The sequence below is a fragment of the Mycolicibacterium peregrinum genome (assembly GCF_001665625.1).
In the GTDB taxonomy this organism is placed as follows: domain Bacteria; phylum Actinomycetota; class Actinomycetes; order Mycobacteriales; family Mycobacteriaceae; genus Mycobacterium; species Mycobacterium peregrinum_B.
The window spans coordinates 1-21,946 of record NZ_LZSY01000158.1 but is presented as its reverse complement, the minus strand read 5'-3'; the positions used below and the strand labels follow the sequence as shown (position 1 = coordinate 21,946).

Sequence of the window (21,946 nt, the reverse complement as noted above, 5' to 3'; positions counted from 1 at the left end):
ATGTCCGCGCTCAAACGGATGACGGCCCGCTCGGTGGTGCTGAGCGTGCTGCTCGGCGCGCATCCGGCATGGGCGAGTGCCGCCGAGCTGATCAGGCTGACAGCCGATTTCGACATCAGAGAGCCGACGCTGCGGGTGGCGCTGACGCGCATGGTCGGTGCCGGTGACCTGGTTCGCTCCGAGGACGGTTACCGACTGTCGGACCGGCTGCTGACCCGTCAGCGCCGCCAGGACGACGCGATCGATCCCCGGTTGCGTGAGTATGGCGGTCAATGGCTGACGCTGGTCATCACCAGCGTCGGTACCGACGCCCGTACCCGTGCGTCGTTGCGGAACACCCTGCAGCAGTATCGGTTCGGTGAGTTGCGCGAGGGCGTGTGGATGCGCCCGGACAATCTCGACCAGGCGTTGCCGCAGGAGATCACCCATCGGGTGCGGGTCTTGCACACCCGGGACGACGATCCGGCCGGCCTGGTCGCCGCGCTGTGGGACCTTCCCGGCTGGCGGCGCACCGGCGAGCACTTGTTGGACGAGATGGCTGACGCGGCCGACGTTCCAGGACGGTTCGTCGCGGCCGCGGGCATCGTGCGCCACCTGCTCTCGGACCCGGTACTGCCCGACGAGCTGCTGCCGAAAACTTGGCCGGGCGCTGAATTGCGCAAGGCCTACAACGACTTCGCTGCCGAACTCGTTGATCGGCGCGACGGTGCTGAACATGTCGCGTCCCGCGACGACAAACTCATGGAGGCGACGTGACCGAAGCTGTCCGGGTCGAACGCAACGGGGCGGTGACCACGGTCATCATCGATCGCCCGCACGCCCGTAATGCGGTCGACGGTCCTACCGCGGCGGCCCTGTTCGCCGCGTTCGAGCAGTTCGACGCCGATGACGACGCGGCGGTCGCGGTACTGACCGGGGCCGGTGGAACCTTCTGCGCCGGTGCCGACCTCAAAGCTTTCGGCACACCTCAGGTGAACCGGCTGGACCCTGCCGGACCCGGACCGATGGGACCGAGCCGAATGGTGTTGTCCAAGCCGGTGATCGCCGCGATCAGCGGCCATGCTGTGGCCGGCGGTTTGGAACTGGCGCTGTGGTGCGATCTTCGGGTGGTCGAGGAGGATGCTGTGCTCGGCGTGTTCTGCCGCCGGTGGGGAGTGCCACTGATCGACGGCGGCACCGTCCGGTTGCCCCGGCTGATCGGGCAGAGCCGCGCCATGGACCTGATCCTGACCGGACGCGCCGTCGACGCCGCCGAGGCCCACGCGATCGGTCTGGCCAACCGGGTGGTCCCGAAAGGCCAGGCGCGCCAACATGCCGAGGAGCTCGCCGCCGAGCTCTCTCGGCTCCCGCAGCAATGTCTGCGGGCCGACCGGCTCTCGGCACTGCATCAGTGGGGCGAATCCGAGCAGGCAGCAATGGAATTCGAGTTCGCCAGCATCGAACGGGTCGCGAGTGAGGCTGCCGAGGGCGCCGGTCGGTTCGCCGGGGGAGCCGGCCGGCACGGTGCCAGCGCGAGCTAGCCCTTGTTGACCTTGTTGTTGCTGCCGGTATTGGTGACCTTCGGGTCGCCCGCCGCGTAGCTGACAGTGTTGTTGAGCCCGATGATGGTGAGGCCCTTGTCGATCCGCTCGAAGGTGATCTTGTTGTCGGAACCGCCGATGTTCACGTTCGCGCAGGTGCCCTTGACGGTCAGCGTGTTGTTGGTGCCGCCCACCGTGAGGGATTTGCCGTCGGCGCAGTCGATGTCGGTCGTGGTGCCGACCGACATGTAGTTGATGGTGTTGCCGACCTCGACATTGACCCCGGACTCTCCCGCAGTGGCGCTGGGGGTGGCGGTGTCCGAGCTTTCGGATCCACAGGCCGCCAGGGTGAGAGCGGCCGCGGCGGCGCCGACCGCGAGGACCAGCTGGGTGTGGGGGAAACGGGTGAGCACGGGGTCTGCCTCTGCTTTCTTCCTCAGGCTTGGTCAGGCGGGAACGCGGCTGATCTGGTTGACCATCGCCAGTTCTCGGCCGCGGTCGACGATAATCGGGTCGCCGTTCTTGAAGAACACCGTCTGGTCCCAGCCGTACACGGTGATGTCGTTGATGACATTGTCGGCGACGATCACGTTGGACGTCCCCTGAACCGTGATCGCCCAGCAGGTGCCCAAGGCGTTGACCCGGTTGTTGGATCCGTTGACGAGCAGCGTGGCGTTGTTGCAGTCGATTGTTTGTTCCAGGCTCTGGCCGGTGACGGTGGTGTCACCGTTCTTGGCTGCCGCGCCGGGCGCGCCGACGGTGAGCGCCAACGGCAATGCGACCAGACCGGCCATCACTGTCCGGCTCACAGCTGTCCAATTCACGATGAGTTCCCCTTCCGATGCGCTGCGAGAAGAGTACGTGGCGCTGTCGCGGTGACGGCAGGTGTTCGTCAGTTTGACGGGCGGTTGCCGACGGGTCGCGTGTGGTGTCGGTGCTGGGTACCGTGTTCAGCAATGCGTCGGTGTGTTGTTCATGCTGCTGCCGTGGCAGTCACAGCCGTGGTGACCGTCGCGGGGTGTTCGCACACCATCGACGGGGCTGCCCGCCGTGCGTCGGCCGATACCGCCGATCCCGATCGCAGTTTCGGGTACGTCGACGACCGGTGCGGTCTGTTGGTCGACAGCACGGTCCAGGAGATCCTTGCCGCAGACAATGTGGTGCGCCCGTACAGCGGCGCGGTGTGCCAGTACGTGTTGTCGCGTAAGACCGGCGGGACGCCGAACGCCGGGGGGCCGGCAATGCTCGACGTGATCTTCTCGTGGTTCGAAGAAGGGTCCCTGGATCGGGAGCGGGCGGTGGCCCGCAGTCGCGACGCCCAGATCACCGACACCGTGGTGGAGCGGCACCAGGCATTCCTCGCCCGTCGCGATGTCACCGGCGCGGCCTGCTCGGCGACCGCCTCGGCCGGATCGGGCGTCATCAGCTGGTGGGTGCAGTTCCGTCGCGCGGCCGGTGCCGGACCGGCTGCCAAGGGCGACCCCTGCCAGGACGCCAAGAAGCTGCTCTCGGCCACCCTGCAATCGGAACTCTGACCCGTGACGCATCGCTGCCTCGCCGCGAGGTACTTGGTCGGCTTCGCAGCCGCAGTGGCGTTGCTGACCGCCTGCGGGCCGTCGGACACGTCGCCGGCTCCCGGGCCTGCAGCTCCCGGCGGCGGTTTCCATGGCGCGGACTGCAACGGGGTCACCGACGCCGATATCACCGATGCCGTCGGATCGTCGATGTTCACCAAGGCCGTGGTCAGCGACAACGGGTGCTTCTGGCAGGAGAACTCGGTGCTGGGCACGTTCGGTGCCGGCATGGGCATCTCCACGTGGTGGTACCGGGGCAGCGACATGGACACCGAACGGACATTGGAGACCCGGGCCGGACGCACGCTCACCGAATTGTCGATCGACGGGAACAAGGGCTTCCGGGCGGCCGACGCAAATGTGTGCAGCATCTATGTGGCCAAAGGCGAAGACGTCATCACGTGGTCGATCCAGACGATGAATCCGGCCACGCTGCCCGATCTGTGTCAGGTCATCGAGAAACTCGCCCGGCTCAGTCAGGGCCGGGTCAACTGATCTGCGCTGTCTGAGGGGCTACAGTTTCACGGCGACCCCAACGGTGGGGTCGATCACCTCGACTCGAAGGCAGTACCTACATGTCAGCTCGGCCGGAGCCACAGGCGGCTGGCACTCGACGCTCTCCGTCACGGCCGGCGCGGACCACGAAGCTCAGCCGTGACGCGATTGTCAATGCGGCGTTGACGTTCCTGGACCGCGAGGGTTGGGACGCGCTGACCATCAATGCCCTGGCCAATCAGCTCGGCACGAAGGGCCCGTCGCTCTACAACCACGTGGACAGCCTGGACGACCTGCGACGCACGGTCCGGATGCGGGTGATCGACGACATCATCGAGATGCTCAACACCGTCGGCTCCGGCCGCACCCGTGACGATGCCGTGTCGGTGATGGCCAGTGCCTACCGCAGCTACGCCCACCACCATCCGGGTCGCTACTCGGCTTTCACCCGGATGCCGTTCGGCGGTGACGATCCGGAGTACTCGGCTGCCACCAGGAACGCGGCTGGACCGGTCATCCAGGTGCTGACGTCTTATGGGCTGGAAGGCGAGGATGCCTTCTACGCCGCGCTGCAGTTCTGGTCGGCTCTGCACGGCTTCGTACTCCTGGAAATGACCGGGGTTATGGACGATATCGACACCGATGCGGTATTCACCGATATGCTGCGACGACTGGCCGCCGGTATGGGGCAGCGAGAGTCGTAGCGTCTGACCTGGGGATAGGTCGTCGTGAGCGGGTTTGGTTCGGCGAGGCCAGCCCTGGTATCGTGGTAGATCGTGCCTGGCCGGAAGACGCCTGCGGCTGAGTGTTTCGCAAGCGTGCCCGCACGCCGGGCCAATCTGCATGTCTAACACGCATCGGAATTCCACCGGTGTAAGCACGTGCGACACGCCCGGACGCGGGGTACGCGGCCGGGGGATAACTGCAGTACAGAGACTTAGAACAGTAGAGAGCAACACAGAGAAAGCCGGTACATGCCAACCATCAACCAGCTGGTCCGCAAGGGTCGCCGCGACAAGGTCGCGAAGGTCAAGACCGCGGCCCTCAAGGGCAGCCCGCAGCGCCGTGGTGTGTGCACCCGCGTGTACACCACCACCCCGAAGAAGCCGAACTCGGCGCTTCGCAAGGTCGCGCGCGTCAAGCTGACCAGTGGGGTTGAGGTCACCGCCTACATCCCCGGTGAAGGCCACAACCTGCAGGAGCACTCGATGGTGCTGGTGCGCGGCGGTCGTGTGAAGGACCTTCCGGGTGTCCGTTACAAGATCATCCGCGGGTCGCTGGACACCCAGGGCGTCAAGAACCGCAAGCAGGCCCGTAGCCGCTACGGCGCCAAGAAGGAGAAGAGCTGATGCCGCGCAAGGGTCCCGCGCCGAAGCGTCCGTTGGTCAACGATCCGGTCTACGGGTCGCAGCTGGTCACCCAGCTGGTCAACAAGGTTCTGCTGGACGGCAAGAAGTCACTGGCGGAGCGCATTGTCTACGGTGCGCTGGAGCAGGCTCGCGACAAGACCGGCACCGATCCGGTCGTCACCCTCAAGCGCGCGCTCGACAACGTCAAGCCCGCCCTCGAGGTGCGTAGCCGCCGCGTCGGTGGTGCCACCTACCAGGTTCCGGTCGAGGTTCGCCCCGATCGCTCCACCACCCTGGCTCTGCGCTGGCTGGTCAGCTTCTCCAAGGCCCGGCGTGAGAAGACCATGATCGAGCGCCTCGCCAACGAGATCCTGGATGCGAGCAACGGTCTGGGTGCAGCTGTGAAGCGCCGTGAGGACACTCACAAGATGGCCGAAGCGAACCGGGCTTTCGCGCACTACCGCTGGTGATACCCGCGCCCGGCATCCAGCGTCGGGTGCCGGTACGCGCGCAATCGAACACCTAATCAAGCAAGCGAAAGAGTTGGGAAGACTTCCGTGGCACAGGACGTGCTGACTGACCTGAACAAGGTCCGCAACATCGGCATCATGGCGCACATCGACGCCGGCAAGACGACGACGACAGAGCGCATCCTCTATTACACCGGCGTCAACTACAAGATCGGTGAGACGCACGACGGTGCCTCCACCACCGACTGGATGGAGCAGGAGCAGGAGCGTGGTATCACCATCACCTCCGCAGCCGTCACCTGCTTCTGGAACAACAACCAGATCAACATCATCGACACCCCCGGGCACGTCGACTTCACCGTTGAGGTGGAGCGCAGCCTGCGTGTGCTCGATGGTGCCGTTGCCGTCTTCGACGGCAAGGAGGGTGTTGAGCCCCAGTCCGAGCAGGTGTGGCGTCAGGCCGACAAGTACGACGTGCCCCGGATCTGCTTCGTCAACAAGATGGACAAGCTCGGCGCGGACTTCTACTTCACCGTGCAGACCATCAAGGACCGCCTCGGCGCCAAGCCGCTGGTGATCCAGCTGCCGATCGGTGCCGAGAACGACTTCGAGGGCATCATCGACCTGGTCGAGATGAACGCCAAGGTGTGGCGTGGCGAGACCAAGCTCGGTGAGAGCTACGAGACCGTCGAGATCCCCGCGGATCTGGCCGACAAGGCCGCCGAGTACCGCAGCGAGCTGATGGACACGGTCGCCGAGACCGACGAGGCGCTTCTGGAGAAGTACCTGGGCGGCGAAGAGCTCACGATCGACGAGATCAAGGGCGCCATCCGCAAGCTGACCGTGGCCAGCGAGCTGTACCCGGTGCTGTGTGGCAGCGCGTTCAAGAACAAGGGTGTGCAGCCGATGCTGGACGCCGTCATCGACTACCTCCCGTCGCCGCTGGATGTCGAGTCCGTCAAGGGCCACGTCCCCGGCAAGGAGGACGAAGAGGTTCTGCGCAAGCCGTCCACCGACGAGCCGTTTGCCGCGCTGGCGTTCAAGATCGCCGTGCACCCCTTCTTCGGCAAGCTCACCTACGTCCGCGTGTACTCGGGCAAGGTCGAGTCCGGTGCGCAGGTCATCAACGCCACCAAGGGCAAGAAGGAGCGGCTGGGCAAGCTGTTCCAGATGCACGCCAACAAGGAGAACCCGGTCGAGTCGGCCTCCGCTGGTCACATCTACGCCGTGATCGGCCTGAAGGACACCACCACCGGTGACACCCTGTGCGATCCGAACCAGCAGGTCGTGCTGGAGTCGATGACCTTCCCCGATCCGGTGATCGAGGTGGCCATCGAGCCCAAGACCAAGAGTGACCAGGAGAAGCTGGGCACCGCGATCCAGAAGCTCGCCGAAGAGGATCCGACCTTCAAGGTGCACCTGGACCAGGAGACCGGCCAGACCGTCATCGGCGGTATGGGCGAGCTGCACCTGGACATCCTGGTGGACCGCATGCGTCGCGAGTTCAAGGTTGAGGCCAACGTCGGTAAGCCCCAGGTGGCCTACCGCGAGACCATCCGCCGCAAGGTGGAGAAGGTCGAATTCACCCACAAGAAGCAGACGGGTGGCTCCGGCCAGTTCGCGAAGGTGCTCATCGACCTGGAGCCGTTCATCGGCGAGGACGGTGCCACCTACGAGTTCGAGAACAAGGTCACCGGTGGCCGCATCCCGCGCGAGTACATCCCTTCGGTGGATGCCGGTGCGCAGGACGCCATGCAGTACGGCGTGTTGGCCGGCTACCCGCTGGTGAACATCAAGGTGACGCTGCTTGACGGCGCCTACCACGAGGTCGACTCCTCGGAAATGGCGTTCAAGGTGGCGGGTTCGCAGGTGCTGAAGAAGGCTGCTCAGGCGGCCCAGCCGGTCATCCTGGAACCCATCATGGCTGTCGAGGTCATTACACCCGAGGACTACATGGGTGACGTGATCGGCGACCTGAACTCCCGCCGTGGTCAGATCCAGGCCATGGAGGAGCGCAGCGGTGCGCGTGTCGTCAAGGCGCAGGTGCCGCTGTCGGAGATGTTCGGCTACGTCGGCGACCTTCGGTCGAAGACCCAGGGCCGGGCTAACTACTCCATGGTGTTCGACTCGTACGCCGAGGTTCCGGCGAACGTGTCGAAGGAGATCATCGCGAAGGCGACGGGTCAGTAAGCTCGTCGCGGCAACTGTCGCGGCTCACAACTGAACACATCATCATTGCTTTAACCAAAGCACCAACAAGTCCAGGAGGACACCACAGTGGCGAAGGCGAAGTTCGAGCGGACGAAGCCGCACGTCAACATCGGGACCATCGGTCACGTTGACCACGGCAAGACGACGCTGACTGCAGCAATCACCAAGGTTCTGCACGACAAGTACCCCGATTTGAACGAGTCGCGCGCATTCGACCAGATCGACAATGCGCCTGAAGAGCGTCAGCGCGGCATCACGATCAACATCTCCCACGTGGAGTACCAGACCGAGAAGCGGCACTACGCCCACGTGGACGCCCCCGGTCACGCCGACTACATCAAGAACATGATCACCGGTGCCGCCCAGATGGACGGCGCGATCCTGGTGGTCGCCGCGACCGACGGCCCGATGCCGCAGACCCGCGAGCACGTTCTGCTGGGCCGTCAGGTGGGTGTGCCCTACATCCTCGTGGCGCTGAACAAGTCGGACATGGTCGACGACGAGGAGCTCCTGGAGCTCGTCGAGATGGAGGTCCGCGAACTGCTGGCCGCCCAGGAGTTCGACGAGGATGCCCCGGTTATCCGCGTCTCCGCGCTGAAGGCGCTCGAGGGCGACCCGAAGTGGGTCAAGTCGGTTGAGGACCTCATGGAGGCCGTCGACGAGTCGATCCCGGATCCGGTTCGCGAGACCGACAAGCCGTTCCTGATGCCCGTCGAGGACGTCTTCACCATCACCGGTCGTGGCACCGTGGTGACCGGTCGCGTCGAGCGTGGCGTGATCAACGTCAACGAAGAGGTCGAGATCGTCGGCATCAAGCCGACGACCACCAAGACCACCGTCACCGGTGTGGAGATGTTCCGCAAGCTGCTCGACCAGGGCCAGGCGGGCGACAACGTCGGTCTGCTGGTTCGTGGCATCAAGCGCGAGGACGTCGAGCGTGGCCAGGTTGTGGTCAAGCCCGGCACCACCACCCCGCACACCGAGTTCGAGGGCAGCGTCTACATCCTGTCCAAGGACGAGGGTGGCCGCCACACGCCGTTCTTCAACAACTACCGTCCGCAGTTCTACTTCCGTACCACGGACGTGACCGGCGTGGTGACCCTTCCTGAGGGCACCGAGATGGTGATGCCCGGTGACAACACCGACATCTCCGTCAAGCTGATCCAGCCCGTCGCCATGGACGAGGGCCTGCGCTTCGCGATCCGCGAGGGTGGCCGTACCGTCGGCGCCGGCCGCGTTACCAAGATCATCAAGTGATGATCTGACCTAGCACTGCGAAAGCGGCGCTCACCTTTGGGTGAGTGCCGCTTTTGTATTTCCGGTGTGTTCTTGCTGCGTCCGGTGTAACGGCTGTGATAGGTGAGACGATCTTCATTGCATAGGTGAGCTACACGGGTTGGGGACGGACATGGTGCGACGGAAATGGGCATTGGCCTCGGTGGCTTCGGCTGTCGTGCTGGCCGGCACGGCGGTCGGATTTGCGGCGGGCGTGGCGCAGGCAGCGCCGGGATGCCCGGACGTGCACTGGATCGGCGTCGCCGGTTCGGGTGAGCGTGACGATCCCACGGTCGACGCCGGCATGGGCCGGGTGGTCTACAACTCGCTGCGTGATCTGTCCCAGTGGGTGCAGCAGGACGGTCGGACGATTACGGCCGAGGCGGTGGCCTACCCGGCGGCCCCGGTGCCGGCGGACGGCGATCTGCTGGGCTGGGGCGGTTTCATGAGCAGTGTCGACGCCGGGGTGGCGGCGCTGGGGAACCAATACGCGGCGTTCACCCAGCGGTGCCCCTCCAGCGAGGTCGTACTCGCCGGGTATTCGCAGGGCGCGATGGTGGTCCACCGTAACCTGGCCGGCTTGGCGGGCAGCCCGAATCTGGCTGCGGCTCTGTTGGTCGCCGACGGAGACCGCCTGCCGGCCGATCCCACCGTGAACCTGGGCACGGCCACCGCAGTGAGCACCAGGAAGGGTGTCGCGCAGGACTGGCCGATCCTGGCCCATGCGCCAGGCCCGATGTCGCCCTCGGTCGGCAGTCGCACGATCAGCGTGTGCGATCGCGGTGACGCGGTCTGTGACTACGATTCGGACGACGAAGAAGTGACGGCCACCGCTATCGCCGTGCACACCAGCTATGCCCGTTCGAGCGGCGGCGGCTACCGCTGGACCTGGCCGCTGTACCGGATGCTGGGCCCGTCGCCGATGCAGCAGCAGACCGTGCCGGTGGGCGGCTCGACGGATGGAGTCGTTCACTCCTGATCTCGGCGGCTGTTGGCGCTAATCTGATGGCGCCCAACCGACGGCAGGAGCCTGCGATGTCCACTTTCTGGCGGTACGTACGCATTCAGGCCTTCGTGCTGTTGTGTGGCATCGTCGGCCCCATCTTCCTGGTCATCTACTTCGTCGCGGGCGGCGATCCGATGATGAAGTGGATGTTCTGGGCCGGCCTGTTGATCACCGCGATCGACATCCTGATTGCGCTGGGGATCACGGCAGCCGGTGCGAAATCGGCGGCGCAGAACGAGAAACTCGAACAGGTCGGCGTGCTGGCCCTGGCCCAGGTCACCGGCATTCACGAGACCGGCACCCGCATCAACGAGCAGCCTTTGGTGAAGCTGGACCTGCAGATCTCGGGACCCGGCATCGCACCGTTCGCCACTCAGGATCGCGTGCTCGCCTCGGTGTCGCGGCTTCCGATGATCACCAACCGCAAACTGGTCGCCATGGTGGACCCGACCACCAACGAGTACCGGATCGATTGGGAGAGAAGCAGTCTGGTCAGCGGTCTGATGCCCGCGACGTTCACGATCGCGGAGGAGAACAAGACCTACGACCTCACCGGTCAGTCCGGCCCGCTGATGGAGATCCTGCAGATCCTCAAGTCTCACGGCATCGCCATCAACAACATGGTCGATCTGCGGGCCAACCCGGCGGCCCGCGAGCAGGTTCAGGCCGTCGTGCGGCGCGCGGCCGCGCAACAGGCGCCTGCACCGGCGCCGGCGCCCTCGGCTGCTGCACCCGCGGCGGCCCCGTTCATGGCTCCGCCGGCACCGTCGACCGCTCAACGCCTTCAGGAACTGGAGACCCTGCGTGCCACGGGTGCCGTCAGCGAAGAGGAGTACGCGGCCAAACGACAGCAGATCATCGCTGATCTCTGATCAGGCGGTGGATGAACCCGCGCAGGCCCCGAGTGACCAGCCCCGATCGGCGGTCCTCCCACTGATCGGTATCGGCCAGGAACACGTTCTACTTCTGCTGTTAGCCTGTGGCCAGGCTCACTGAAAGGACCCTGGGATGGCGGCAGGTAACGGAACACTGGAAGGTCGCGTGGCGTTCGTCACCGGCGCTGCACGCGGACAGGGGCGTGCGCACGCGGTGCGGTTGGCCAACGAGGGTGCCGACATCATCGCGATCGATGTCTGCCGGCCCGTCGACGGCACAATCACCTATCCGGCCGCGACATCGGAGGATCTGGCCGAAACTGTTGCCGCCGTGGAGGCTGCGGGCCGCAAGGTGCTCGCACGCGAGGTCGACATCCGCGACCTGGCGGCACAGCAGCAGGTGGTGGCCGACGGCGTCGAGCAGTTCGGCCGGCTCGACGTGGTGGTGGCCAACGCCGGTGTGCTCAGCTGGGGCCGGTTGTGGGAGCTGAGCCCCGAGCAGTTCGACACCGTCATCGACGTCAACCTCAACGGCACCTGGCGGACGATCCGGGCCGCGGTGCCCGCCATGATCGAGGCAGGCAACGGTGGATCGATCATCATCGTCAGCTCCTCGGCCGGTGTGAAAGCCACCCCGGGCAACGGTCACTACGCTGCCTCCAAACACGGGCTGGTGGCGTTGACCAACACGCTGGCTCTCGAGGTGGGCGAGTACGGCATCCGGGTCAACTCGATCCATCCCTACTCGATCGACACTCCGATGATCGAGCCGGAGGCCATGGCCGAGATCTTCTCGAAGTTCCCCAGCTTCCTGCACAGCTTCGCCCCGATGCCGTATCACAAGGTGACCGACGGCAAGAACGAGGGACTCGCGGCCTTCATGGCGCCTGAAGAGGTCGCCGACGTGGTGGCGTTCCTGGCCAGTGACAACTCGGCAACGCTGTCGGGCAGCCAGATCGCCGTGGACCGCGGCGTGCTCAAGTACTGACCACTCGCGAGCCTTTCCCGGCGAGCAGACGCCCCGGTACCCGGCAACGGGCCAACCGGGGTGCTTCTGAGTCTGCTCGCCGGGGCTAGCCCGGTAAGACCAGAACCGGAACCGGGCTGTGCCGCAGAATCTTTGACCCGTGCGAGCCCAGGAAAACCCGGGTTACCGCGCCGCCGGGTGAGGTTCCGATCGCCAGGATCTCGCCCTCGATCCAGTCGATGGCATCGATCGCCTCGCTCCAGTCGTTGCCGGTGACGACCTTCAGATCGACGTCCTCGCCGATCACCTTCTCGTCTCTCAGCCGGATCATCGCCTGCCGGGCCTGTTTCACCCACTCCTGGAGGATCGCGTCCTCGGCATGTAGCCCGACGGTCGGTGGGTACATGTTGCGTCCCCGCACTGCGAATGTCGCCAGCCGCATCGGCGTAGCCAGTCGCCGGCTCAGGTCGGCGACCTGCTGAACCACCGTCACCGCTTCGAGCGAGCCGGGGTAGGCACACGTGATACGTGCCAGCGCATCAGATTTCGGCCGACGGTACCCGCGCGGGCTGATCGCCAACGGAACCGGGCAGCAGTGCAGCAGCCGGTCGGCGGTCGAGCCCACCACCACCTGGCCCAATCGGCCTTCGGCTGCCGAGCCGAGTATGAGCAGCTCGGCGTCCAGTTCTGCGACGGCTTCCAGCAGTCCGCCGGAAACCGACCGGTGCGCGAACTTGTGGAAGCTGACGTCGAGGCGATCGTCGAGTGCGGACACGTGTTGCCGCGCCTGCTCGGCCGATGAGGCTGCCAACTGCGCTGCGTACTCGGCATATTCGGCGTCGACGCGCGCCGGTGACGGGTTCAGCCACGGACGCGGTACGACGGTGGCCACGGCCAGTGAGGTGTTCAGGGTGCGGGCCGCGCCGACTGCGAGGTGCAGCGCCGACGCTCCGCCCTTGCCGGCCAGATACCCGACGACGACGGTCATCGGCTGTCCTCGGCTCCGGGAGTGGTCATGACGTCGTCCTCGCCGGCCGCCGCACCCGGGATGTAGCCGTCACCGCCGTCGTTCAGTGCGCTGTGATGGCGGCTCCACAGCAGGTAGAACGCCAGGACGAAGGCGACCCAGAGGCTGAACCAGAGCCAGGTGATGTGTGGCAGGCCGTAGAGCACGAACAAACAGGCCAGCACCGAAAGGACCGGTGTCACCGGGTAACCGGGAACCTTGAAGGCCCGCGGAAGATCCGGTTCACGCACCCGCAGGATGATCACCCCGACCGACACCACGATGAATGCCACCAGGGTGCCGATCGACACCAGGTCCCACAGGTAGTCCAGCGGCACCAACCCGGCCAGGGTGCCGGTCACCATGGCCACCACGATGGTGTTGTTCACCGGAGTCATGGTGCGCGGGTTCACCTTTGCGAACATCGGCGGCAGCAGGCCGTCGCGTCCCATCGCGAACAGGATGCGGGTCTGGCCGTACATCACCACCAGGGTCACCGAGAAGATCGAGATCACCGCTCCCATGGCCAGCACGGTGCTGGCCCAGGTCTGGCCGTGCAGGATGTTGGTGAGCATCACCGACAACCCGGCCTCGGACTGCTCGTCGGACCCGAACTCGTCGGCGGACTGCGTGCCCAGGCCGGCGAACGCCACCAGGATGTAGATGCTGGTGACGACGATCAGTGCTCCGAGGATCGCCCGCGGCATGGTCTTCTGCGGGTTCTTCACCTCGTCGCCTGCAGTGGACACCGCGTCCAGGCCGATGAACGTGAAGAAGATGGTGCTGGCCGCGGCGGTGATGCCGGTGAATCCTTTCTCCCAGAACCCGGCGAAGTGATCGGTGGTGAACGCGGTGAACGCGATGGCGACGAACATGCCGAGCACACACAGTTTGAGGAGCACCATGACGGTGTTGACCGCGGCGGACTCGCTGGCGCCGCGGATCAGCAGGAGCGCACACATGACGATCAGGACTGTCGCGGGCAGGTTGATCAATCCGGGGTTGTCGCCCCATGGCGCCGCGGACAGGGCGTGCGGCAACCGCCAACCGAAGAGGTTGTCCAGCAGTTGATTGAGGTAGCCGCTCCAACCGACCGCGGTGGCTGACATCGAGACGCCGTATTCGAGAAGCAGGCAGGCCGCGACGCCCATCGCGATGAACTCGCCCATGGTGGTGTAGGCATAGGAGTACGTGGAGCCCGAAACTGGTACGGCCGCTGCCATTTCCGCGTAGCAGATGGCCGACAGCCCCGCCGCGACGCCGGCGACCAGGAACGACACCAGCACTGCGGGGCCGGCTTTGGGGACGGCCTGCTGCAGCACGATGAAGATGCCGGTGCCGACAGTGGCGCCGACGCCGAACAGCGTCAGCTGGAATGTGCCGATACTTCGTTTGAGGTGGTCGGACGCGCCGTGGGCGACAGGTGCTCCCATGACCGGCCTGCGCCGCAACATCTGGCTGGTCAGGTTGTTGGCTGGGGCGGACATGGTGCCTCCTTGCGGCCGGTCAACCGATTATCGGCGCGCCTCGGCCAGGGTGTCAGCGAATCGGTCAACGGCCCAGTCGAGCTCGTCGGCGGTCACCACCAGGGGTGGGGCGAACCGCAGCGTCGATCCGTGGGTGTCCTTCACCAGCACACCGCGCTCGGCCAGCGCCAGGCCGAATTGCTTGCCGGTGCCCAGATCTGGGTCGATGTCGACTCCTGCCCACAGGCCCAGGCCACGCACGGCCGTCACGCCGTGCCCGATCAACCCGGTGAGCCGGTTGTGCAGATGCTCCCCGAGTTGGGTTGAACGGAGCTGGAATTCGCCACGGCGCAGTATTCCCACCACCGTGGAGCCGATAGCGGTGGCCAGGGGATTTCCGCCGAAGGTCGAGCCGTGTTCGCCGGGGTGCAGCACACCGAGGACATCGCGGTCGGCCACCACCGCGGACAACGGCACCACGCCACCGCCCAGGGCCTTGCCGAGCAGGTACACGTCGGGCACCACACCCCAGTGCTCACAGGCGAAGGTTCGGCCGGTGCGGGCCAGACCGGACTGGATCTCGTCGGCGATCATCAGCACGTTGTTGCGGGTACAGATGTCGCGGACACGTGGCAGGTAGTCGGCGGGCGGGACGATGATGCCCGCCTCTCCTTGGATCGGTTCGATCAGGACGGCGGCCGTGTTCTCGTCGATCGCTTCGGCCAGCGCCCGATGGTCGCCGAATGGCACCGAGCGGAATCCGGGCGTGTAGGGCCCGAAGCCGCGGCGGGCAGTGTCGTCGTCGGAGAAGCTGATGATGGTGGTGGTGCGACCGTGGAAGTTGTTGTGCGCTACGACAATATTCGAGCTGTCGGCCTTCACGCCCTTGACGTCGGTGCCCCACTTGCGGGCCACCTTGATGCCGCTCTCCACGGCCTCGGCGCCGCTGTTCATCGGCAGCACCATGTCTTTCGCGCACAGCCCCGCCAGTGCCTCGGCGAACGGCCCGAGCCGGTCGGAGTGAAAGGCGCGGCTCACCAGCGTCAGCCGGTCCAGTTGGGCGTGGGCGGTGGCGATGATCTCCGGGTTGCGATGACCGAAGTTGACGGCCGAGTAGGCGGCCAGGCAATCGAGGTAGCGGCGGCCTGTCACATCGGTGATCCAGGCCCCTTCGGCGCTTTCGGCGACCACGGGCAGTGGTGAGTAGTTGTGGGCGACATGGCAATCGTCGAGCGTGATCGCGGCTGCGGTCGCAGGGTCCGGGGTGGCCTGGCTGTCCACTCTGTCCAGCATGGTCATCGATACCGCTCCAGGGTGCAGCATTTGACGGATCCGCCGCCTTTGAGGAGTTCGGACAGGTCGACGCCGATCGGCTCGAAGCCGGCCCTGCGCAGCTGGTCGGCGAATCCCGTGGCGGCGGCGGGCATCACGACGTGCCGGCCGTCGGACACCACATTGAGGCCGAGGACGAAGGCGTCGGCGGAGCCCACTTCGATTGCGTCACCGAACAGGTCGGTCAGACGCTTTCGGGCCGCGGCAGTGAAGGCCGGGGGGTGGTAGGCGATGGTCGAGTCGTCGAGTACGGCCAGCGCGGTATCGAGGTGATAGAACCGCGGGTCGACCAGTTCCAGACTGACCACGTCAAGGCCGGTAGCGGCCCCGATCTCGTCGTGGGCACGTCGGTCGGTGCGAAAACCGTATCCGGCCAACAAGGTTGATCCGACGAGCAGCAGGTCGCCCTGGCCCTCGTTGATGTGATCGGTGAACACGGTCCGGTAGCCGGCGGCGGTCATCCACTCGGCGTAGGCGTCGGCCTCACCGGCGCGCTGAGGGTAGGCGAAGCGGGCGACCACGGCGGTGTCGCCGACGACGAAGCCGCCGTTGGCGGCGTAGACCATGTCGGGCAGACCGGCGCGCGGGGCGACCAGGTCGACGGTGTGGCCCAGGTCGGCGTACACCCGGCGCAGCGTTTCCCACTGTGACAGTGCGAGCGCGGAGTCAACGGGGGTGGCGGGGTCCATCCACGGGTTGATGGCGTATTCGACGGTGAAGTACTGCGGGGCGGTCATGGCGTAGTGGCGGTTGGTCGCGGTCCGCGCGGGTGGCACTGCGGTCCCGGCGGGGGCTGTGGACCCGGATGCGGGCGCAGTTTCAGGCATGACTTCATCGAAAATCGTCATGATTCGACGATATGGAGCCGCTGTGACGCAATCAATCGCTCCTTGTTGCGTCTTGAGCAGGGATATATTGCATGAACTGTCATATTGCGGCGGTTTGTTGCGTGGAGGTGGGCAATGGAGCGTCTGGACGGCACCGACGAGCGGATCCTGGCCGAACTCACCGAGAACGCCAGGGCGACATTCGCCGAGATCGGACAGCGCGTGAACCTGTCGGCTCCCGCGGTGAAGCGCCGGGTGGACCGGATGGTGTCCGACGGGGTGATCCGGGGCTTCACCACCGTGATCGACCGCAACGTGCTGGGGTGGCGCACCGAGGCTTACGTGCAGGTGTTCTGCCAGGGCACGATCGCCCCGGATCAATTGCGTACGGCCTGGATCGACATTCCCGAGGTGGTCAGTGCGGCCACGGTCACCGGTACCGCCGACGCGATCCTGCATGTGCTGGCTCGCGACATGCGCCACCTCGAAGAGGCACTGGAACGCATCCGGTCGACGGCTCGGATCGAGCGCAGCGAGAGCATCGTGGTGCTCACGAATGTCATCGAGCGGGGCCGGTCCTGATGTGACCCAGCGGCCTGCGCAAACATAGGGTGACGCACAACGCTTAACCGCGATCGTGTAAAAACCCCACGTGACTACTTCAACGGGATCAGCAGCGGGCATCGTCATCGTCGGCGGCGGCCTGGCCGCGGCCCGGACGGCCGAACAGCTGCGCCGGTCGGAGTACGGCGGACCCATCACAATCGTCAGCGACGAGGACCATCTGCCCTACGATCGGCCGCCGCTGTCCAAGGAGGTGCTGCGCGCCGAGACGGACGACGTCACCCTCAAGCCGGCCGAGTTCTACGCCGAGAACAACATCGCGCTGCGGCTCGGCTCCGCTGCCCAGTCGGTGGACACCGCCGCCAAGACGCTGAAGCTGGCCGACGGCAGCGACGTCGCCTACGACGAGCTGATCATCGCGACCGGGCTGGTGCCCAAGCGCATCCGCTCCTTCGGCGACCTGGCCGGAATCCACGTGCTGCGCAACTACGACGAGAGCATGGCGCTGCGGGAGCATGCCGGTAAGGCCCGGCGGGCCGTGGTGGTCGGTGCCGGCTTCATCGGCTGCGAGGTGGCCGCGAGCCTTCGCAAACTCGGTGTCGAGGTGACGCTGGTGGAGCCGCAGCCGACCCCGCTGGCCTCGGTGCTGGGTGAGCAGATCGGGGCCCTGGTGACCCGTTTGCACCAGGCCGAGGGCGTCGACGTGCGCTGCGGTGTCGGGGTCAGCGAAGTACGTGGCGCCGACAAGGTCGAGGAGGTCGTGCTGGGCGACGGCACCGAACTCGACGCCGACCTGGTGGTGGTCGGCATCGGTTCGCACCCGGCGGTCGAGTGGCTCGAGGGCAGCGGGATCGCGCTCGACAACGGCGTGGTGTGCGACGAGGTCGGGCGCTCCAGTGCCGCAGGCGTGTGGGCCATCGGCGATGTCGCATCGTGGCGCGATCACGTGGGTGACCAAGCGCGCGTTGAGCATTGGAGCAACGTCGCCGATCAGGCGCGAGCCATGGTGCCGGCGATCCTGGGCCAGGAGGCCTCGCCCGTCGTGTCGGTGCCGTACTTCTGGAGCGATCAGTACGACGTCAAGATCCAGTGCCTCGGTGAGCCCGAGGCCGACGATGTCGTGCACGTGGTCGAGGACGACGGCCGCAAGTTCCTGGCCTTCTACGAGCGCGACGGTGTCGTGGTCGGCGTGGTCGGCGGCGGCATGCCCGGCAAGGTGATGAAGGCCCGCGGCAAGATCGCCGCAGGCGCTCCCATCTCCGACGTCCTGGGCTGACTTTTCCTCGCGGTTAGACCTGGCCGAGGTAGAAGCGGACACCCTGGTCGTCGGTGCACTCGGCCATGAAGCCGTAGTCCTGTCGTGACGGCTGCTGCAGCACGGTGCCGCCTGCCTCTCGGACCCGGGCGACCGCGGCGTCGATATCGGCGACCGTCCACATCGGCACAGCGGTGGCTCTCTCGGCGCCGCCGGCCACCCCCGACATCGGCTGACTGCCCTGTACGCCCCATCCGTCGTTGATCCGGCCGGGTTCGAAGGTCCAGAAGAAGACTCGGCTGTAGAACTCCTTGAACGCCGTCGAGTCGGGCACCTCGTAGGTGAGGTACGAAAGCTCGCCTGGCCCTGCGCCGTTCAGTTCCGGCCGCGGTGTGCCCGGTGTTGGCAGGAACACCGCGAACGGGGTGCCGGCCGGATCGGTGGCGTCGAGCACGGTGCCGAAGTCGAATTCCTGGGTCTGGCCGGGTTGGCCGCCGCCGGCGAGGATCGCGTGGCGTGCTCCGTCCAGGTCGGTCACCGCGTAGCAGCAGAACAGGTTGCCGGCGCCCGCGACGCTGAAGATGCCGATGGGCTGTCGCGTGTTGGTGACCTGGCCGGTGGCCGGGTCGTAGGTCCAGCCCAGCACGTGGCCGTAGAAAGCCGCGGCCCGTGCGGCGTCGGGGGCCCACACCGATACGTATCCGACATCGCCGTGCTGGATCGTGACGGCCGCACCGGTGACCGGTCCGGACAGCATCCACCGGTGGCCGAACGGATCGATGATCGTGGCGTTGCGCGCCCCATAGTTCTCGTAGGGCTCCCGGTGCACGACGGCACCGAGCGCGCGCGCTCGTTCCATGGCGGCGTCGGTGTCGGCCACATGCAGCATCAGGCTCACCGAATTAATCTGTGAGACAGGTGCTTTGAGTCCCAGCTCGGGGTATTCGTCGGCCAGGTACAGCACGCCGTCACCGATCTGCAGCTCGGCATGTCCGATGCGGCCGTCGTCCATCTCGTACGTCTCGCCGACGACGGACGCGCCGAAGACATCGGCATACCAGGCGATGGCCTCACGGGCGCCGGCCACTGCCAGGTACGGGATCGCGGCCGCGGCGGGCCGCGAATCGGGCCCGGGCCGTGGGGGAGCCGGGGTGGCGGGCGTGGCCGCGGGCTCGTTCAGTTCGGCGATGGCAGTTTCGGTTCCACTCATGTCAACTCCTTCGGTGCGTTCGGGCAGGGCGAGCGCCGATTCCAGCCGCGCGCGCAGCCGGGCGGCGAACGCCGGGTCGGGGGAGACCGGTGGGTCGTCGCCGCTGAACACGGTCAACGGATCGTGGCTGTTGATCACGACGTCCCTCCCTCCGGTGTGGGGTACTGGGCTCTGAAGGCTCGGCGGGCCCGGACCAGCAGGGCTTCGGTGGCATGCACCGTGCGCCCGATCAGCTCGGCGCATTCACCCACCGAGCAGTCGTCGAGGTAACGCAGGGCGAGCACGGTGCGGTGCTGTTCGGGTAGCCGGGCCAGAACCGCTTCGGCGACAATGCGATCCAGTTCCGCGTCCCAGTCATCGGCCGGGTCTACCGGTTCGGGCAGTTCGGCCACCGGCACGGTGAACCGGTCGTGGCGGCGGCGGTAGTGGTCGGCGAGTTTGTGCCTGGCCACCCCGATCAACCACGGCACCGAGATCTGCGGCGGCGACGGTCTGCGGGCCGCGTCCATGGCGGCCAGGAACGTCTCCGACGTCAGGTCTTCGGCGGTTCCGCGGTCGCCGCAGCGGCGTACGAAGTAGCCGTACACCGCAGGCAGGGCCTCGTCGTAGCACCTCAGCAGCGCCCGCGGAGCGTCTGTTTCGGCGCTCACACCCTTATCGTCGCCGCCGGGCACCGAACTCCGACGGCCTTGGGCGAAGTTTTTTCGCCGGAAAACCATTGGCGCCGGTCAGGGGAGGTGCGTCATGGTGGTCGGCGTGGTGGACGTCGAGGCATTCAAGCGGGACGGGTTCGTCAAGGTCGAGCAGGCCGCGCCGGCCGAAATCGCCGATGCCGCGCGGGATCTGCTCTGGACGCAGATCGGACTGTCTCCGGATGAGCCCGCGTCGTGGACGAGTGCGGTGGTGTGGACGGCCGATCTGACCGGCGCCGGTCCGTTCCGGCACCTGGTGGACAACGCAGCGCTCACCGATGCCCTGGACGCGATCTGTGGACGAGGAGGTTGGCTGCCGCGTGGGGCCCTGGGCAACATCCCGGTGCGGTTTCCGGTCGATCCGCCCGCAGAGGACCGGGGCTGGCACGTCGACGCCAACACCCCCTTACCGGGCGGGGAGTGGGCGGTCAGCGGGCGTCCGCACACCGTCCTGGTGTTGACCCTGCTGTCCGAGGTGGGACCCGCCGACGCGCCGACGCGGATTCGGGTGGGTTCGCATCGCGACGTCGCCCGGGTGCTCGGGCCCGACCCTGTCGAGTTCATCGAGGCCGGTGCCATGGTGGACGTGGCCAGCCGAACCTGTCCGATGGCCCATGCGACGGGCCGGCCCGGCGACATGTACGTGCTGCATCCGTTCACCGCGCACGCCGCTGATGTACATCGCGGTAGCTCACCGCGTTTCATGTCGCAGGCGCCGATCATGCTCACCGAGAGGCTCGGTCCGCAGGGCCCGGCAGCACTGGCGGCAGCGTGGGAGGGGTTACTGCGGGGCTAGCCGCTCCAACCCCGGACGCGCCACCTCGAAGGCCCGGCCGATGGCGTCCGGCAGTGCGACGGACTCGTCGGCAAGCCAGTGTTCGTAGGCCGAGAGCGCGACTCCGAGCATCAGCCATCCGACGGTCTGGGGCATCAGGTCCTCTGGGGTCGCGCCGATGCGTTGGGCCACGTAGGTGGCGATGACCTCACGCCATCCGGCGTACATCGTCATCGAATATGCCTGCAGTCCTGCGGTTTCCAGAATGACGCGCATGCGCAGGCGGTGTTGGGCCATCTCCTGGGCGTCGTAGGTGTTGAACGACAGCAGTGCTTCGCGCAGGGCCTCGGCCAGCGGGATCTCGGAGCTCAGCGCGGCGAGCAGGTCGCGCAGGTGTTGCAGGTGGGCGTCGAAGTCTCCCCAGGGGATGGCGTTCTTGGAGGCGTAGTAGCGGAACAGCGTGCGTCGCGCGATGCCGGCGGCTTTGGCCACGTCGTCGACGCTCACCTCGTCGAAGCCGTGGGCGGCGAACAATGCCAGTGCGACGTCGGTGATGTGGTCCTGCGTGGTGGACGGACGCCTGCCGACGCGGGGCCCGGATCCCTGCCGCATAAAACCCGCCCTTCCATTTGTGCACTCGATGCCATATTCTTGCGACTCAGGTCACAATTGTCGAGACCCACAGTTACAGGAAAGGTGCGATTCATGGATCAGAACCCGCAGGCCGAAACCGAAACCCAGCTCGTCACCGAGACGCTCGTCGAAGAGGTCTCGATCGACGGCATGTGCGGGGTTTACTGACCGTGTCTACACAGGTTGCCGATACGGCCGGGCACGTCGGCGTCGTCTTCGACCCGAATGTCAGCTGGCGGTTGCACCACCAGGTGGCGGTGCGGCCGGAGCCGTTCGGTGCCCTGCTGTATCACTTTGGAACCCGCAAGCTGTCGTTTCTGAAGAACCGGACGGTCGTCGAGGTGGTCAACTCACTGGCTGACCACCCCGACGCCCGGTCCGCGTGTCGCGCGGTCGGTATCGCCGACTCCGACCAAGGCCCTTACCTGCACGCGCTGAGCGTGC

26 protein-coding genes are annotated in these 21,946 nt (G+C 66.3%); 17 read left to right on the top strand and 9 right to left on the bottom strand.

The window, feature by feature from the left end; all coding sequences use genetic code 11:
• Window positions 1–756 carry a PaaX family transcriptional regulator C-terminal domain-containing protein gene (locus A5779_RS24425; RefSeq protein ID WP_064886319.1) on the top strand — a complete coding sequence of 252 codons (756 nt, stop codon included), beginning with the start codon at window positions 1–3 and terminating at the stop codon, window positions 754–756.
• Window positions 753–1,520, top strand: a complete 768-nt coding sequence (locus tag A5779_RS24420) for a crotonase/enoyl-CoA hydratase family protein (RefSeq protein WP_064886318.1) — start codon at window positions 753–755, stop codon at window positions 1,518–1,520. Before A5779_RS24425 ends, A5779_RS24420 begins: the two co-directional genes overlap by 4 nt.
• Here A5779_RS24420 and A5779_RS24415 read toward each other — a convergent pair.
• Together A5779_RS24415 and A5779_RS24410 are read right to left on the bottom strand one after the other, a co-directional pair.
• Window positions 1,517–1,933, bottom strand: a complete 417-nt coding sequence (locus A5779_RS24415) for a DUF3060 domain-containing protein (protein WP_064886317.1) — start codon at window positions 1,931–1,933, stop codon at window positions 1,517–1,519. The two genes, A5779_RS24420 and A5779_RS24415, sit on opposite strands and share 4 nt — an antisense overlap.
• Before the next feature lie 33 nt (window positions 1,934–1,966).
• Window positions 1,967–2,314, bottom strand: coding sequence for a DUF3060 domain-containing protein (locus A5779_RS24410; protein ID WP_413784937.1), 348 nt, complete (start codon window positions 2,312–2,314; stop codon window positions 1,967–1,969).
• 162 nt (window positions 2,315–2,476) lie between these two features.
• On the opposite strand from A5779_RS24410, the gene A5779_RS24405 reads away from it, so the two are divergent.
• The 10 genes from A5779_RS24405 (at window position 2,477) to A5779_RS24360 (ending at window position 11,763) form a co-directional block, all read left to right on the top strand.
• Window positions 2,477–3,055: a DUF3558 domain-containing protein gene (locus tag A5779_RS24405; RefSeq protein WP_064886315.1), complete on the top strand. Its 579-nt coding sequence runs from the start codon at window positions 2,477–2,479 to the stop codon at window positions 3,053–3,055.
• Window positions 3,056–3,058: 3 nt separating this feature from the next.
• Window positions 3,059–3,589 (top strand): DUF3558 domain-containing protein, encoded by a 531-nt coding sequence (locus A5779_RS24400; RefSeq protein ID WP_236734868.1) that lies wholly within the window; start codon window positions 3,059–3,061, stop codon window positions 3,587–3,589.
• 80 nt (window positions 3,590–3,669) lie between these two features.
• Window positions 3,670–4,293, top strand: a complete 624-nt coding sequence (locus A5779_RS24395; protein ID WP_055110023.1) for a TetR/AcrR family transcriptional regulator — start codon at window positions 3,670–3,672, stop codon at window positions 4,291–4,293.
• A 270-nt stretch (window positions 4,294–4,563) separates the two neighbouring features.
• A complete protein-coding gene (gene rpsL, locus A5779_RS24390) occupies window positions 4,564–4,938 on the top strand; it encodes a 30S ribosomal protein S12 (protein ID WP_003881867.1) in 375 nt (124 codons plus the stop codon).
• The gene (gene rpsG, locus A5779_RS24385; RefSeq protein ID WP_003881868.1) at window positions 4,938–5,408 is read left to right on the top strand and encodes a 30S ribosomal protein S7; all 471 of its coding nucleotides are present in this window, start codon (window positions 4,938–4,940) and stop codon (window positions 5,406–5,408) included. Before rpsL ends, rpsG begins: the two co-directional genes overlap by 1 nt.
• Before the next feature lie 87 nt (window positions 5,409–5,495).
• Entirely contained in the window at window positions 5,496–7,598 is a 2,103-nt protein-coding gene (gene fusA / locus A5779_RS24380; RefSeq protein WP_064886313.1) for an elongation factor G, read from the top strand.
• An 87-nt stretch (window positions 7,599–7,685) separates the two neighbouring features.
• On the top strand, window positions 7,686–8,876 hold the full coding sequence (tuf, locus tag A5779_RS24375) for an elongation factor Tu (RefSeq protein ID WP_064886312.1): 1,191 nt from the start codon (window positions 7,686–7,688) through the stop codon (window positions 8,874–8,876).
• A 151-nt stretch (window positions 8,877–9,027) separates the two neighbouring features.
• Window positions 9,028–9,873, top strand: a complete 846-nt coding sequence (locus A5779_RS24370; protein WP_064886311.1) for a cutinase family protein — start codon at window positions 9,028–9,030, stop codon at window positions 9,871–9,873.
• A gap of 56 nt (window positions 9,874–9,929) precedes the next feature.
• Window positions 9,930–10,772, top strand: coding sequence for an SHOCT domain-containing protein (locus A5779_RS24365; protein ID WP_064886310.1), 843 nt, complete (start codon window positions 9,930–9,932; stop codon window positions 10,770–10,772).
• Between the two features lie 136 nt (window positions 10,773–10,908).
• Window positions 10,909–11,763: a mycofactocin-coupled SDR family oxidoreductase gene (locus tag A5779_RS24360; protein ID WP_064886309.1), complete on the top strand. Its 855-nt coding sequence runs from the start codon at window positions 10,909–10,911 to the stop codon at window positions 11,761–11,763.
• Window positions 11,764–11,848: 85 nt separating this feature from the next.
• Here the strand turns inward: A5779_RS24360 and A5779_RS24355 are convergent, their stop codons facing one another.
• The 4 genes from A5779_RS24355 to ddaH are packed head-to-tail and all read right to left on the bottom strand — an operon-like array spanning window position 11,849 to window position 16,283.
• On the bottom strand, window positions 11,849–12,730 hold the full coding sequence (locus A5779_RS24355) for a universal stress protein (RefSeq protein ID WP_064886308.1): 882 nt from the start codon (window positions 12,728–12,730) through the stop codon (window positions 11,849–11,851).
• Window positions 12,727–14,235, bottom strand: coding sequence for an amino acid permease (locus A5779_RS24350; protein ID WP_064886307.1), 1,509 nt, complete (start codon window positions 14,233–14,235; stop codon window positions 12,727–12,729). The genes A5779_RS24355 and A5779_RS24350 overlap by 4 nt, the downstream gene beginning before the upstream one ends.
• A gap of 27 nt (window positions 14,236–14,262) precedes the next feature.
• On the bottom strand, window positions 14,263–15,513 hold the full coding sequence (gene rocD / locus A5779_RS24345) for an ornithine--oxo-acid transaminase (RefSeq protein ID WP_064886306.1): 1,251 nt from the start codon (window positions 15,511–15,513) through the stop codon (window positions 14,263–14,265).
• Entirely contained in the window at window positions 15,510–16,283 is a 774-nt protein-coding gene (gene ddaH, locus A5779_RS24340) for a dimethylargininase (protein ID WP_064886397.1), read from the bottom strand. Before ddaH ends, rocD begins: the two co-directional genes overlap by 4 nt.
• A gap of 225 nt (window positions 16,284–16,508) precedes the next feature.
• Here ddaH and A5779_RS24335 point away from each other — a divergent pair, with 225 nt between their 5' ends.
• Window positions 16,509–16,955, top strand: coding sequence for an Rv2324 family transcriptional regulator (locus A5779_RS24335; RefSeq protein WP_064886305.1), 447 nt, complete (start codon window positions 16,509–16,511; stop codon window positions 16,953–16,955).
• Between the two features lie 70 nt (window positions 16,956–17,025).
• Window positions 17,026–18,213 (top strand): NAD(P)/FAD-dependent oxidoreductase, encoded by a 1,188-nt coding sequence (locus A5779_RS24330; protein WP_064886304.1) that lies wholly within the window; start codon window positions 17,026–17,028, stop codon window positions 18,211–18,213.
• Between the two features lie 13 nt (window positions 18,214–18,226).
• On the opposite strand, the gene A5779_RS24325 is transcribed toward A5779_RS24330, so the two are convergent.
• Window positions 18,227–19,540, bottom strand: coding sequence for a VOC family protein (locus tag A5779_RS24325; RefSeq protein WP_110777688.1), 1,314 nt, complete (start codon window positions 19,538–19,540; stop codon window positions 18,227–18,229).
• The gene (locus tag A5779_RS24320) at window positions 19,537–20,052 is read right to left on the bottom strand and encodes an RNA polymerase sigma factor (protein ID WP_055111492.1); all 516 of its coding nucleotides are present in this window, start codon (window positions 20,050–20,052) and stop codon (window positions 19,537–19,539) included. The genes A5779_RS24325 and A5779_RS24320 overlap by 4 nt, the downstream gene beginning before the upstream one ends.
• 94 nt (window positions 20,053–20,146) lie before the next feature.
• Between A5779_RS24320 and A5779_RS24315 the strand changes: the two genes are divergently transcribed.
• Complete coding sequence (locus A5779_RS24315) at window positions 20,147–20,890, top strand: phytanoyl-CoA dioxygenase family protein (protein WP_064886303.1); 744 nt, start codon at window positions 20,147–20,149, stop codon at window positions 20,888–20,890.
• On the opposite strand, the gene mftR is transcribed toward A5779_RS24315, so the two are convergent.
• Window positions 20,876–21,481, bottom strand: a complete 606-nt coding sequence (mftR, locus tag A5779_RS24310; protein WP_064886302.1) for a mycofactocin system transcriptional regulator MftR — start codon at window positions 21,479–21,481, stop codon at window positions 20,876–20,878. The two genes, A5779_RS24315 and mftR, sit on opposite strands and share 15 nt — an antisense overlap.
• Before the next feature lie 93 nt (window positions 21,482–21,574).
• Between mftR and mftA the strand changes: the two genes are divergently transcribed.
• Complete coding sequence (mftA, locus tag A5779_RS24305; protein ID WP_003881928.1) at window positions 21,575–21,670, top strand: mycofactocin precursor MftA; 96 nt, start codon at window positions 21,575–21,577, stop codon at window positions 21,668–21,670.
• Between the two features lie 2 nt (window positions 21,671–21,672).
• The coding region (gene mftB, locus A5779_RS24300) for a mycofactocin biosynthesis chaperone MftB (protein WP_064886301.1) at window positions 21,673–21,946 on the top strand (274 nt) is incomplete at its 3' end.